This is a genomic window from Nocardioides alpinus (assembly GCF_900112035.1).
GTDB classification, from domain to species: domain Bacteria; phylum Actinomycetota; class Actinomycetes; order Propionibacteriales; family Nocardioidaceae; genus Nocardioides; species Nocardioides alpinus.
Window position 1 is genome coordinate 56,971 of the sequence record NZ_FOKC01000010.1, and the last position, 12,683, is coordinate 69,653.

General features: G+C 70.8%; 12 protein-coding genes. 8 read left to right on the forward strand and 4 right to left on the reverse strand.

Annotated features, from left to right (window positions below):
• Position 1: 1 nt before the first annotated feature.
• From BM127_RS17380 to BM127_RS17395, 4 genes are all read left to right on the forward strand, one after another.
• Positions 2-1,009 (forward strand): FAD binding domain-containing protein, encoded by a 1,008-nt coding sequence (locus tag BM127_RS17380; RefSeq protein WP_217642334.1) that lies wholly within the window; start codon positions 2-4, stop codon positions 1,007-1,009.
• Positions 1,006-3,159, forward strand: a complete 2,154-nt coding sequence (locus tag BM127_RS17385) for a xanthine dehydrogenase family protein molybdopterin-binding subunit (protein WP_091200601.1) — start codon at positions 1,006-1,008, stop codon at positions 3,157-3,159. Before BM127_RS17380 ends, BM127_RS17385 begins: the two co-directional genes overlap by 4 nt.
• A gap of 63 nt (positions 3,160-3,222) precedes the next feature.
• Positions 3,223-4,164: a lipoyl synthase gene (gene lipA, locus BM127_RS17390; protein WP_091200603.1), complete on the forward strand. Its 942-nt coding sequence runs from the start codon at positions 3,223-3,225 to the stop codon at positions 4,162-4,164.
• Positions 4,165-4,222: 58 nt separating this feature from the next.
• Positions 4,223-4,930 carry a DUF4191 domain-containing protein gene (locus BM127_RS17395; RefSeq protein WP_091200605.1) on the forward strand — a complete coding sequence of 236 codons (708 nt, stop codon included), beginning with the start codon at positions 4,223-4,225 and terminating at the stop codon, positions 4,928-4,930.
• 1 nt (position 4,931) lies between these two features.
• Here BM127_RS17395 and BM127_RS17400 read toward each other — a convergent pair whose 3' ends face one another.
• Entirely contained in the window at positions 4,932-5,327 is a 396-nt protein-coding gene (locus BM127_RS17400) for an RDD family protein (RefSeq protein WP_091200607.1), read from the reverse strand.
• Between the two features lie 18 nt (positions 5,328-5,345).
• Positions 5,346-6,131, reverse strand: coding sequence for a hypothetical protein (locus BM127_RS17405; protein ID WP_091200609.1), 786 nt, complete (start codon positions 6,129-6,131; stop codon positions 5,346-5,348).
• 208 nt (positions 6,132-6,339) lie between these two features.
• Here BM127_RS17405 and glnA point away from each other — a divergent pair, with 208 nt between their 5' ends.
• The 4 genes from glnA (at position 6,340) to BM127_RS17425 (ending at position 10,974) form a co-directional block, all read left to right on the forward strand.
• Positions 6,340-7,761: a type I glutamate--ammonia ligase gene (gene glnA / locus BM127_RS17410; protein WP_091200611.1), complete on the forward strand. Its 1,422-nt coding sequence runs from the start codon at positions 6,340-6,342 to the stop codon at positions 7,759-7,761.
• Positions 7,762-8,040: 279 nt separating this feature from the next.
• A complete protein-coding gene (locus BM127_RS17415) occupies positions 8,041-8,460 on the forward strand; it encodes a response regulator (RefSeq protein ID WP_091200613.1) in 420 nt (139 codons plus the stop codon).
• A gap of 625 nt (positions 8,461-9,085) precedes the next feature.
• A complete protein-coding gene (locus BM127_RS23075) occupies positions 9,086-9,949 on the forward strand; it encodes a helix-turn-helix domain-containing protein (RefSeq protein WP_269800903.1) in 864 nt (287 codons plus the stop codon).
• 197 nt (positions 9,950-10,146) lie between these two features.
• Positions 10,147-10,974: a DUF4386 family protein gene (locus tag BM127_RS17425; RefSeq protein ID WP_091200614.1), complete on the forward strand. Its 828-nt coding sequence runs from the start codon at positions 10,147-10,149 to the stop codon at positions 10,972-10,974.
• On the opposite strand, the gene BM127_RS17430 is transcribed toward BM127_RS17425, so the two are convergent.
• Together BM127_RS17430 and BM127_RS17435 are read right to left on the reverse strand one after the other, a co-directional pair.
• Positions 10,931-11,752, reverse strand: coding sequence for an ABC transporter permease (locus tag BM127_RS17430; protein ID WP_198554406.1), 822 nt, complete (start codon positions 11,750-11,752; stop codon positions 10,931-10,933). The two genes, BM127_RS17425 and BM127_RS17430, sit on opposite strands and share 44 nt — an antisense overlap.
• Positions 11,749-12,648 (reverse strand): ABC transporter ATP-binding protein, encoded by a 900-nt coding sequence (locus BM127_RS17435; RefSeq protein ID WP_091200616.1) that lies wholly within the window; start codon positions 12,646-12,648, stop codon positions 11,749-11,751. Before BM127_RS17435 ends, BM127_RS17430 begins: the two co-directional genes overlap by 4 nt.
• Between the last annotated feature and the right edge of the window lie 35 nt (positions 12,649-12,683).

A 12,683-nucleotide genomic window follows, 5' to 3' on the forward strand; every position in this document is an offset into this window, starting at 1 on the left:
CGTGCGCGACTTCACCTACGTCCTCGCCGACGACGTCGCGTCGGCCGGCTCGCTCGTCCACAACGACGCCGTCGCCCGCGCCGTCCAGACGCCGGACGACGTGGCCTACGTCGCCGGCGGCACCACGCAGTACGACCTCATGCGCGACGGGGTCTGGTCCCCGGGCACGCTCGTGGACATCAGCCGCCTGCCGCTCGCGGACATCGAGGTCAGCGACGACCTGCTGGTCGTGGGCGCCGCCGTCACGATGGCCGACCTCGCCCGCCACCCGTCGGTCGTGGACCTCGACGTGCTGCGCGACTCGCTCCTGCTGGCTGCCTCGCCCCAGCTGCGCACCATGGCGACGGTGGGGGGCAACGTCCTCCAACGCACGCGGTGCCGCTACTTCCGCGATCCCACGGTCACCCAGTGCAACAAGCGCGTGCCCGGCAGCGGGTGTGCCGCCGTCGAGGGCACGGCTCGCACCCACGCCGTGCTGGGTGTCGACGCCGGCTGCATCGCCGTGCACGCGTCGGACCTCGCGGTCGCCCTCGTCGCCCTCGACGCACGTGTCCGCACCCACGGGCCCCACGGCGGCCGCACGATCTCCGTCACGCAGCTCCACGTGCGCGCCGACGAGGACCCCGCGCGCGACAACACGCTGGTCGCCGGCGAGCTGATCACCCACCTCGAGATCCCGCTGCCGGACGCCCGCTCGGGCTACCTCAAGGTGCGCGACCGCGCGTCCTACGAGTTCGCGCTCACCTCGGCCGCCGTCGTCGCCCGCGTGGAGGACGGCGTGCTCGCCCACGTCGCCATCGGCCTCGGCGGTGTCGGGTCCGTCCCGTGGCGCGCCACCCGCGCCGAGGAGGTGCTGCGAGGCCAGCGGGCGTCGCTCGCCCTGTTCGAGGAGGCGGCGGCCGCCGAGCTCGCCGACGCGTTCACGGTGCCCGGCACCGCCTTCAAGCCCGAGCTCGCGCGACGCACCCTGGTGCGCCAGCTCCGCGACGTCACGGAGGTGACCGCATGACCGCCACGACCCAGGCGCCCACGACCGCAGCGCCCGTCATCGGTGCGGGTGTCACCCGCGTCGACGGCCCCCTCAAGGTCACCGGGGCCGTGCCCTACGCCGACGACCTCGCCCCCCGCGACGCCCTGGTCGGCGTGCTGGTCGGCGCCACGATCGCCTCCGGCGAGATCTCGCTCGTCGACGCCAGCGACGCGCTCGCCGCGCCCGGGGTCGTCGCCGTCCTCTCGCACCACGACGCGCCCCGCGTCGTACGCCCCGACGAGGCATCGGCCGACGAGCGTGCGCCGATGCCTCCCTTCCAGGACGCCACCGTGCGCTTCCACGGCGACTACGTCGCGATGGTCGTCGCCCAGACCCGGGAGGAGGCGGTGCACGCCGCGTCGCTGCTGCGGGTGTCGTACGACGTGGCGGAGCCGGTCGTCGACCTCAACGACCCGCGGGCCTTGCGGGAGACCGACGACCCGGCGGGCGCCGACAGTGTGCGCGGCGACCTCGAGCGCGGCGTCGCCGCTGCCGACGTGGTCATCGAGGCCGACTACGTGACCGGCGACAACACCAACAACCCTCTCGGGCTCTTCTCCGCGTGTGCGGAGTGGGACGGCGACGCGCTGCACATGTGGGCGACCACCCAGTGGCCGTTCAACACCGCCGACTGCCTCGCCGAGGCGTGGGGCATCCCCCGCGAGGACGTGCGGGTGGAGTGCCCCTACCTCGGCGGCGGCTTCGGCTCCGGCCTGCGCCCCTGGCCCTACATCCACGCCGCGGCGATGGCGGCCCGCGTGGTCGGGCAGCCGGTGCGCGTCGTGCTGAGCCGTCCGCAGATGTTCACCGGGGTCGGCCACCGTCCCGAGACCGTCCAGCACGTACGCCTCGGCGCCAGGCGCGACGGCACGCTGACCGCGGTCGAGCACACCGCGACCATCCCGGTGGCGACCGACGACGACAACCCGGAGAACATCGTCTCCGGCACCCGCCAGGGGTACGCCGTGGAGCACCTGCGCGCCGACGTCGACCAGGTGCGCCTCCACATCTCTCCGCCCGGTTCGATGCGGGCGCCCGGTGAGGCGCAGGGCAACTTCGCGCTGGAGACCGCGCTCGACGAGCTGGCCGTGGAGCTCGGCATCGACCCCGTCGAGCTGCGCATGCGCAACGAGGCCGTCACGAATCCCGACCAGGACGACCTCCCGTGGTCGAGCAAGGCGCTCGACCAGTGCCTGCGCCGCGGCGCGGAGCTGATCGGCTGGGACGACCGCGACCCCGCTCCGCGCTCGATGCGCGAGGGCGACCAGCTGATCGGCTACGGCATGGCGGCCGTCTCGTTCTTCTACTTCCAGCAGCCGTGCACGGTGCGGGTCGTCGTACGCCGTGACGGCAGCGCAGCGGTCCACTGCGCGGCGATGGACATCGGGACCGGCACCTACACGATCGTCACCCAGGTGGCCGCCGAGCGGCTCGGCCTGGACCTGTCCGAGGTCGAGGTCGTCCTCGGCGACAGCTCGCTGCCCGCCTCTCCCCCGGCCGGCGGGTCCGGTCTCGCGATGGCCATCTCCAACGCCACTGCACTCGCCGTCTCCGGTGTCCTCGGTGACCTCGGCCTGGACGGCGCCCCCGGCCGTGACGTCCTGGCGCGCGCGGTCGGCGACCGCGACGAGGTGCGCGCCGAGGCCACCGCCACGCCGCCCGACCCGGCCGAGCTGGGCATGTCCCCGTCGGGTGCCTTCGGCGCCAAGTTCGCCAAGGTGCGCGTCGACGCCGACCTGGGACTCGTCCGCGTCGAGCGCCTGGTCTCGGTGATCGACTGCGGGCAGGTGCTCAACGAGCGCACCGCCCGCAGCCAGGTGGTGGGCGGCACGGTCGGCGGCATCGGCCACGCGCTGCTCGAGCACACCGTCACCGACCTGCACGCCGGACCGCAGACCGGCCGCGTCACCAATGCCCACCTCGCCGACTACCTGGTCGCGGTCAACGCCGACGTCCCGGACCTCGAGGTCGAGTTCGTCGGCGGCCCGGACCGGCTCAACACGGTCGGGGTCAAGGGGGTCGGCGAAGTCGGCCTGTGCGGGGTCGCGGCTGCGATCGGCAATGCCGTCTTCCACGCCACCGGCCGCCGCATCCGGCGCCTGCCGATCACCCCTGACCTGCTGCTCTGAGGGTCCTCGACGGGCGCGGAGGGCGAATTGGGTCGCCCTCGTGCCCGGCGTAGAGTGGCGCGTGTGACTGCCGCTCCCACCCCCGAAGGACGCAAGCTTCTCCGACTGGAGATCCGCAACGCGGAGACCCCGATCGAACGCAAGCCGGAGTGGATCAAGACCAAGGCCAAGATGGGCCCCGAGTACACCGCGCTGCAGAACCTCGTGAAGTCCGAGGGCCTCCACACGGTGTGCCAGTCGGCCGGCTGCCCCAACATCTTCGAGTGCTGGGAGGACAAAGAAGCCACCTTCCTCATCGGTGGCGACCAGTGCACCCGCCGCTGCGACTTCTGCCAGATCGACACCGGCAAGCCGCAGCCCCTCGACCGCGACGAGCCGCGCCGGGTCGCCGAGTCCGTCCAGAAGATGCAGCTCAAGTACGCCACCATCACCGGCGTCGCCCGCGACGACCTTCCCGACGGCGGCGCCTGGCTCTACGCCGAGACCGTCCGCGTCATCCACGAGATGAACCCCGGCACCGGCGTCGAGAACCTGATCCCCGACTTCAACGGCAAGCCCGACCTGCTCACCGAGGTCTTCGAGTCGCGTCCCGAGGTGCTCGCGCACAACGTCGAGACCGTGCCGCGGATCTTCAAGCGGATCCGGCCCGCCTTCCGCTACGACCGCTCGCTCGACGTCATCACCCAGGCGCGCGACTTCGGCCTGGTGACCAAGTCCAACCTGATCCTCGGCATGGGCGAGACCCGCGAGGAGGTCAGCCAGGCGCTCCGCGACCTCCACGACGCCGGCTGCGAGCTGATCACCATCACGCAGTACCTCCGCCCCTCCCCGCGCCACCACCCCGTCGAGCGGTGGGTCAAGCCCGAGGAGTTCGTCGAGCTCAAGGCCGAGGCCGACGAGATCGGCTTCGCCGGAGCCCTCTCCGGACCGCTGGTGCGCTCGTCCTACCGGGCCGGTCGGCTGTACGGTCAGGCCATGGACGCCCGCGCCGCCGCGGCCGTCTGAGCACACCCCCCGCACCTGCTCCCCCCTCCACACCGCACTCCTGACTGGACAAGGCCACATGTCGACGCCCGCTTCCACGCCCACCTCGCGCCGAGGTCAGATCACGCAGACCTACCAGATGGCCAAGCGCAGCGACCCGCGCCTGGGCTGGATCATCCTCGGTACGTTCGTGGTGGGTGCGGCCGTCGGCTTCGGCCTGATGTCGCTGATCCCGGGCGACGGTGTCCTGTCGCTGGTGATCTCCATCGTCGCCGCGTTCATGGTCGGCATCCTGTGCGCGCTGCTGGTCTTCGGCCGCCGCGCCCAGAAGGCGGCGTACACCCAGATGGAGGGGCAGCCGGCCGCAGCGGCCGGAGCGCTCCAGATGCTCAAGCGCGGCTGGAAGGTCGACCCGGTGGTCGGCTTCACCAAGCAGCAGGACGTCGTGCACCGCGTGGTCGGCCCGCCCGGCATCGTCCTCGTGGGCGAGGGCTCGAGCCAGGCCCGCGTCAAGCAGCTGATGCTCAACGAGCGCAAGAAGCACGAGCGCGTCGCCTACGGAGTGCCGATCCACGAGATCATCTCCGGCCGTGGCGAGGGCGAGGTCCCGCTGCCCAAGCTGGTGCGCCACGTCCAGAAGCTCGGCCGCTCGGTCAAGCCGGCCGAGATGACCGACATCCTCCAGCGGCTCAAGGCGCTCGACGCGCAGCGCGGCAAGCTCCCGCTGCCCAAGGGCCCGATCCCGACGTCGATGAAGGGCATGCGCTCGCAGCAGCGCGGCCGCTGAGCTAGACCGCGACCGTCCGCGTCCCCGCGGCCACGTCGTGGAGCCCACGACCGTCAAAGGTCAGCAGCGGCGGCACGAGCAGGCCGACCATCACCGACCGCACCAGCGCCCGCAGCAGCGACGGAGGCTGGCCCGACCCGTCGTTGCGTACGACCCGCACCTTCGTCGCGAGCTTGCCGAACGAGCCGCCCGCGACCGCGGTGAACAGCGCCGACTCGAGGACGAAGAGGCCCAATGTGCCGAGGCCGTTGGGGTTGCCGGCAAGCACACCGGCAGCGACCAGTCCCTCGACGACGGCCAGGCACGCCACCCAGTCGACGAAGAGCGCCAGGATCCGACGGCCCCAGGTCGCGGGGACGGGCTCTGAGGTGACGTACGACGGCTCGGTCTGAGGCACGCGTCCAGCGTAGGGGGCCTACGAAGGCTCGCTGCCCCGAGGCTCGGCGCCCTCGGGCTCGATGACGGCGATGGGTCGGCCCCAGCTGGTGTACTCGACCCGCACCTGGTCGCTCGCGCCGGTGCCGGCGTACTCCAGCCGTACGGGCAGTGAGGCCTCGTCGATCCAGAGGTCGACCACGAGCTCGTCATCGACCTCGACCTGCCGGTGCACCGAGTGCTCGGGCAGCGCCTCTCGCCACGCCTGGGAGTCGACGGTGAGGACGTAGTGGGTGGTGGTGACGCCGGACATCTCCTCCTCACCCTGGTTGTCGACCTCGTCCACGGCGCCCTCGAGCGCCTCGTAGTCGCCGGGGACGTCGAGGGCCAGGAGCACGGCCGTCGCGCCGGCGTCGAACTCCTTCTCGTCGCCCAGCGCGCGGGGGTCGTCGTCGGCCATGTAGGTCCACTCGTCGTCGGTGACCTCGCCGCCGACGTAGATGCGGTCGTTGACGCGACGGAACTCGAGGAACTCCCCGGCTTCGTCGCCGGTGATCGCCCGGAACTCGGGCTGGTCGGCGGCGTACGACAGGTCGACCTGCACCTCCGCGCGACCGCGGTGGTTGCCGAGGCCGAGGTGGACGTACTCCTCGGCGCCCACGGCCTCGACGACCGCGGGCACCAGCGTCTCGCCGTCGTACGACGCGCTGGCGGGCGTGTCGTCTCCCCCGCCGTCCCCGTCGTCGCCACCGCCCCCGCAGGCGGCCAGGAGCGCCGCCGCCGAGATGCCGATACCCCATTGCCTGAGTGCCTGAGCCCGAGTCATGCCTGACCGTAGGCGGGTTCGCACGTTTCGCACGACTACCTCAGGGGTGGATTTCGACCGCCGACGGGTGGACGACTTGTAACACCCCCGAAACAAACGGGATACGGTCAAGAAACTGCTCCCGCCTAGTTTGACGGCACGGTGCAACGACGCTCCGTCCGTGACGCTGCAACTTCGACGCGCGCTTTTCGCCGTCAAGGAGGACCGAATGTTCAACAATTCCGATGAGCTGCTGAAGTTCATCAAGGACGAGGGCGTCGAGATGGTCGACGTCCGCTTCTGCGACCTGCCGGGCATCATGCAGCACTTCACGGTGCCGGTGTCCTCGTTCGACCAGAGCGTCTTCGACGACGGACTCGGCTTCGACGGCTCCTCGATCCGTGGCTTCCAGGCCATCAACGAGTCGGACATGTCGCTCTTCCCGGACCCGACCACGGCCTACCTCGACCCGTTCCGCAAGTCGAAGACACTCAACGTCAACTTCTTCATCCACGACCCGATCACGGGTGAGGCCTACAGCCGCGACCCGCGCAACGTCGCCCGCAAGGCGCTGGCCTACCTCGACTCGACCGGCATCGCGGACACCGCCTACTTCGCGCCCGAGGCCGAGTTCTACATCTTCGACAGCGTCCGCTATAGCACCGGCGTCAACGAGGGCTATTACCACATCGACTCCGTCGAGGGCTGGTGGAACTCCGGCAAGGACGGCGACGACAACCTGGGCTACAAGACCCGCCTCAAGGGCGGCTACTTCCCCGTCGAGCCCTACGACCACTACAGCGACCTGCGCGCCGACATGGTCAAGAACCTCGAGGCCAGCGGCCTGCTCGTCGAGCGCGCCCACCACGAGGTCGGCACGGCCGGTCAGGCGGAGATCAACTACCGCTTCGACACCCTGCTCAAGGCCGCCGACGACGTGATGAAGTTCAAGTACCTCATCAAGAACACCGCCTGGGAGCAGGGCAAGTCGGTCACCTTCATGCCGAAGCCCATCTTCGGTGACAACGGCTCGGGCATGCACGTGCACCAGTCGCTGTGGAAGGGCGGCGAGCCGCTGTTCTTCGACGAGACCGGCTACGCCGGCCTGTCCGACATGGCCCGCTGGTACATCGGCGGCATCCTGCAGCACGCACCGTCGCTGTTGGCCTTCACCAACCCGACGGTGAACTCCTACCACCGCCTGGTGCCGGGCTACGAGGCGCCGATCTCGCTGGTCTACTCCTCGCGCAACCGCTCGGCCTCCGTCCGGATCCCGATCACGGGCGCCAACCCCAAGGCCAAGCGCGTCGAGACCCGCTTCCCCGACCCGTCGGCGAACCCGTACCTCGCCTTCGCGGCGCTGATGCTCGCCGGCCTCGACGGTGTCCAGAACAAGATCGAGCCGGCCGCGCCGATCGACAAGGACATCTACGAGCTGCCGCCGGACGAGATGGCCGAGATCGCCCAGGTGCCGACCTCGCTCGGTGCCGTCCTCGATGCCCTCGAGGAGGACCACGACTACCTGACGGCCGGCGGTGTCTTCACCGACGACCTGATCGAGACGTGGATCCACTTCAAGCGGACGCAGGAGATCGCGCCCGTCCAGCTCCGCCCGCACCCGCACGAGTTCGAGCTCTACTACGACATCTGATCGTGCGCCCGTATGAGCGGTGCCGGAAGTCAGTTGATGACCGAAGACAACCTGCTCTGAGCTGAAGAAACGCCGCCGAACGGCCTCAAGGTCGTTCGGCGGCGTTTCTCATCTGCTTGGGTTCGCTCGTTGGGGGGCGTCGTCAAGGCCCGGTCGCGGCATCACCGGTCACCGTGGAGCCCCCTCAGGGGTGTGCGCGAGCCCGAACCCGACACAAGGACCCCGCGTCGGTGTTCTACTGTCCGTACTTCCCGAAACCGTCAACGGATCTGAGTAGCAATGCCTCCGCCCCACCCTGCAGGCGCTCGTCAGCTCCGATTCCTCGTCGTCGACGACTGCGAGGACATTCGCGACATGTTCTGCTGCTTCGTCGAGCGCGCTGGGCACCTCACCCGCCCGGCCGTTGACGGGCTCGACGCCGTCGAGACGCTGCAGCAGGAGTCCTTCGACGTCATGCTGCTCGACCTCAACATGCCACGCATGGGCGGCGTCGAGGTGCTGCAGTGGCTCCGCGCGCACCCTGACGTGGCGCCGGGCATGCGGGTCGTCGTCGTCACTGCGTGGACGCAGCAACACGTGGCACACCTCGCCGATCTCGGCGTCACGACCGTGATCGAGAAGCCCCTGCGGCTGCAGCGGTTGAACGACCTCATCGCGGAGACGCTCCACGACCTCGAGTCACCCCAGCCGATCCGCTGAGGGCAGGCGTCCCGCAGCGCCGACCGCGAAGGTCCCGTCGGCCTCTGGAGGCCGGCGGGACCAGGTGCGATCGGTCCCCCGACTTTTCGCACCTGTGACGCTGCCACCGCTGTGCACGGTGGTCAACCCGGGTCTGGACCACCGGTGTCCGACCAGGACATCGCCGTCCCGACACCGGTCGACCGAGACGGTCAGCGGCATGGACGCGGGCGAGGGCAGGGACCACTCATGACCCCTGCACTCGTCACCCTCGGCTCGCGAGTCTGGTGACCCCGACGAACCAACAAGCCCCCGGCTCGCGTTCGAACACCGACATCGTTGAGGCGACACCGCCCCCCGAACCCCGCCCTCACGACACCGTCGACGCTAGCGCCACGACGCGCGAGACGGAACGCCCAAAGGGGACGAAGAGACGGACAGACCGGACGTTCCCGACGGTCGCGGCGCCGCACGACCCGCCGCGGTGACACCGTGGCGCTCGTGATGTCGGCAGGCTGCCCAAGCGCAGCGGCGCGGCGTACGATCGTGGTGGCGGCACCTTCCTCACCGGGACCGTCGTCGCCTCGCGACGATCCGGCGGCTCGGCCGTCACTCCTGGAGGAGTGCGATGAGAATGCGATCCGGCGTGGACGATGAGTTCCTGACGCCGGCCGCTGTCGCGGCGATCCTGTACGTCGATCCCAAGACCGTCACCCGATGGGCCAAGGCAGGCAAGATCGCCTCGATCACCACGCCCGGGGGGCAACGGCGGTTCCTCAGGTCGGACGTCCTGGCACTGATGTCGGGCGTGCGGCACCACCACGGCGGTGATGCGGCGGCGCCGTCCCCCTCGACGGTCCAGCAGGCACGAGACGCCGACGCTGCCGCGGTCGTCGCCGCAGCGGTCGGGATCGCGCTCGAGGCCGAGGAGGAGGCCGCGGCGGAGTCCGTGCTGGTGATCGCGGCTGCGGTGTCCGCCGCCGCAGAACGCGTGGACAACGCGGCGGCACGGGCGCGCGAAGCCCGGCGCTTCGCAGCAGCCGAGGCGGTTCGCGTGGTCAGAGCGGACGCGCTGCGGAACGCTGCAGCCCTGCGGGCGCGCGCCGAGGTTGCGGCCGTCGACGTCGCCGAAGCCGCAGCGCAGGCAGCCGTCCTCGTCGCCTCGAGGCATGACGACGCCCCCGATGCACCTGCTGCCGCCGAGCGCATCGCGGCCACCGTGTCCGCAGCGGCACGGGCGATGGCCGTCCGCACCACCGAGGCGGCCGAGGCCGCCGCAGGTGCGACCGGCGCGGCTGCCTCCCACGTGGCGAGGACGGTGTCGGCGGCGGACATCGAGTTCGAGAGCGAAGTCGCTGCTGCCGCCCACGCGTTGCGGGACCTGAGCGCGATCACCGCGCTGCGGGCGGCGGCCGACACCAGGGCGAGGGCCGCCGGTGTGGCGCTCGCGGCACGCCAGGCCGCAACGACGGCGGCGAGCCACCTCTTGTTGCCTGGTCCCTCGGCCTGATCTGGGGATCCCCGACGGCCGAGGTGGGGGAACCCGTGGGCCGCCGGGGCCCGAGCGAGCCGCGAAGTGAGTCCGCGACCCCCCTGCGTTCAGGGTTGCGGCGTCCCGCCCCACGGGTCAAGGACAGATGGGACGGATGTGCCTGAGCAGATCGGTGCGTCAGCGGATCGTCAGCGCCGGCGGCGACCCTCGGGGACATGACCCACGACGAGGAGCACCCCATGACACCTGCCACCACCACCGCCACCGTCACCGAACACGCCTACGTCGAAGGGTCCGCGACCGACCGTCCCCGCGACGCCCGCCGGGCCGCCGTCGCGCTGGCCGTCGCCTCCGGCCTTGCCATCGCCGGGTTCACCGTCCTCGGCGCGGTCTTCGAGTACCCGCAGATACTGGAAGAGCCCACCGCCGACGTCCTCGCCCTCTTCCGCGAGCACCAGAGCGCCGTACGCGTGTGGTTCGGGGTGCTCGTGGTGGGTGCAGCACTGATGGCCCCCGCTGCCTTCTGGCTGGGCCGAGTGGTCGGGGGAACCCTGGGCAGGGCCATCGCAGTGACCGGCATCGGAGCTGCCGTCGTCCAGGTCATCGGCCTCCAACGGTGGGTGACGCTGATCCCCGGCGTCGCCCGCGACGCGCTCGATCCGTCGCGACGAGTGGCCGCCGAAGAGCGGTTCGAGCTGCTGCACACCGTCCTCGGCAAGGTCATCGGCGAGACAGTGGGTTATGCCCTCACCGCCACCTTCACCGTGCTCGTGGCGCTTGCGCTGCACCGCACGGTGCTCCGCCCGTGGTTGACCCGGCTGGGCTACGTCGCTGGCGCACTCATCGCCACCGGGGTCGTGATCCCGTTCGTCGAGCCGGCTTCCCTCACGAACTTCGGGGGCTACGTGCTGTGGTGCCTGTGGCTGCTGCTCGTCGCCGGCGTGCTCGTGCGACGAGCCGACGACTTCGTCGACGAGCCGACCGTCGTCGCCGACGTCGTCACTTCACCTCCGACCGCAGGAGCGTCACCAGCCCGACGGTGAGCGGGAGGACCAGCCAGAGCCCGGTCGACGTGGCGAGCTGTGACCACTGCTCGGACCCGAACGACCCCTGCAGCAGGGCAGCGAGCTGGAAGTCCAGGTCGACCCAGGGCTGGACGTCGCGGAACCAGCCCTGAGTCACGGCCAGCAGGCCGAGCAGGGGTGGGAAGACGAACGAGAAGACGAAGAACCCGACGACCGCGCCGGCCGAGCTGCGGATCAGCGTGCCGCACGCGAGACCCACGGCCAGGGAGAGCGCCAGGGACAGCAGCAGGTAGGGAACCGCGGACACGGACTGGTCCCACACCGCGTCCTGGCCCGAGATCCACGACGCCACCACGTTGCCGCAGGCGCCGACGGCGAAGGCGAGAGCTGTCGCCGGCACCGAAACCGCCACGAGGGCGACGGCCTTGCCCTGCATGATGCGACCGCGGTGCGGCACGATCGTGAAGGTCGTCAGTCCGCTGCGCTGGGTCCACTCGGCGGTGACCGCGAGGGCCGCGATGATCGGCAGGACCACCGACATCGGGAAGGCGATGGTCGTGGTGAAGGTGCTGAAGGTGAAGTCGTCGTCGGGCGAGAAGGCGATGACGGCAGCGGTCGTGAGGAACGACAGGATCCCGACGCTCGCCAGCAACCACCGTCCGGCGCGGGTGTCGAAGGACTTCCTCAGCTCGACGACGGCGATGCGCCGCAGCGGGATGCGTGCGTGGCCGCGTGCCCGGGAGGGCGGGTCCGGGTCGGCCACGAACGACGTGCCCTCCATGGTCTGGGTGGTCATGCTGCTGCTCCTTCTCGTTGGGTGTCTGCGGTGAGCTCGAGGAACATCTCCTCGAGACCAGCGGTCTCGGCGGGTCGCAGCTCGATGAGCGGGATGCTGGCGTGCGACGCCAGTTGCCCCACGAGCTCGGGATCGGCGTCCACGCGCACCACACCCGGCGAGGTCACCCTCGCGGTGAGGCCGGCTGCCTCCAGGACGACCCGGAGGTCGGCAGGACGGCGGGTCTGCAGGTGGGTGCCGGCGCTGGCGAGGAGCTCGGCCTTGGTGCCGCGCGCCACGATGCGTCCGTTGCCGATGACGACGATGTCGTCGGCCACCACCTCGATCTCGTGCAGGAGGTGGGAGGAGAGCAGGACCGTCGCGCCGCGATCGGCGTACCCGCGGAGCAGGTCCCGCATCCACCTGATGCCTGCCGGGTCGAGGCCGTTGGCCGGCTCGTCGAGGATGAGGACCTCCGGGTCTCCCAGCAGGGCGTGCGCGATGCCGAGCCGCTGCCGCATCCCGAGGGAGTAGTCGCGGACCCTCCGTCCGGCCTCCGCCGGGGTCAGGCTGACGAGCTCCAGCATGTCCTCGACACGGCTGCGCGGGAGCCCCATCATCTGCTGGCTCAGGCGGAGGATCTCCCGACCGGTGCGTCCCGCGTGCTGGGCCGAGGCGTCGAGGAGCACGCCCACCTCCCGTCCGGGGTTGGGCAGGTCGGCGAACCGGCGACCGACCACGAGCGCGTCGCCGCGGCTGGGTGGCGTGAGTCCCGTGACGATGCGCAGCGTCGTCGACTTCCCGGCGCCGTTGGGACCGAGGAACCCGGTGACTCGTCCGGGCGAGGCGGTGAAGCTGACGTCGTCCACGGCGGTGAAGCCGCCGTAGGTCTTGGTGACCGCATCAACGGTGATCATCGAGGTTCCTCCTGGTTGCGGGGCTGGTGGCGGGG